Source organism: Rhodococcus sp. LB1 (genome assembly GCF_001583455.1).
GTDB classification, from domain to species: domain Bacteria; phylum Actinomycetota; class Actinomycetes; order Mycobacteriales; family Mycobacteriaceae; genus Rhodococcus_F; species Rhodococcus_F opacus.
This window is the reverse complement of sequence record NZ_LTCZ01000433.1, coordinates 1811-2324: the sequence shown is the minus strand read 5'-3', so window position 1 is coordinate 2324 and position 514 is coordinate 1811. Positions and strand designations below refer to the sequence as shown.

The window sequence follows — 514 nt, the reverse complement described above, 5'->3', positions numbered from 1 at the left end:
CACCGCGATGAACAGCCACGTCAGGATCATCCGGTAGAACGGCAGGTCGAAGACATAGAAGCCGATGTCGTACCCGAACTCCGCGTCCACGGTACCGAAGCCGCCGCCGTGCAGGAACAGTTGCACCGTCTCCCAACTCGCCTGCGCGTGCAGCCCGAACGGCAGCGCCAGCAGCAGCGCGATCCCCACCGTGAACGACCGCGGGCGGCGCAGCACCACCGTCCGATACCGCTCGAGCGGATCCTTCGCTTCAGCCGCGGCCGAGGCCTCGGCCGCGAACAATGGGCGGGACCGGTACGCCCACACCATGGCCACGGAGATCACCGCACCCACCAGCAGCGTCACCGCCGTGAACAGGATCAGCCGGGTGACCAGGACGGTCCCCCACACGCGGCGGTAGCCGACCTCACCGAACCACAGCCAATCCGTGTACACCAAGACCAGACGCGGCCCGATCACCAGCAACGCAACGAGAGCCACCGTCACCATGATCGTGACCCGGGCCCGCCGCGGC

General features: G+C 67.9%; 1 protein-coding gene. It reads right to left on the bottom strand.

What is annotated here, in order from left to right; translation table 11 throughout:
* Positions 1–514: UPF0182 family protein (locus AZG88_RS45615; protein WP_197488041.1), on the bottom strand; the 514-nt coding region annotated here is incomplete at both ends.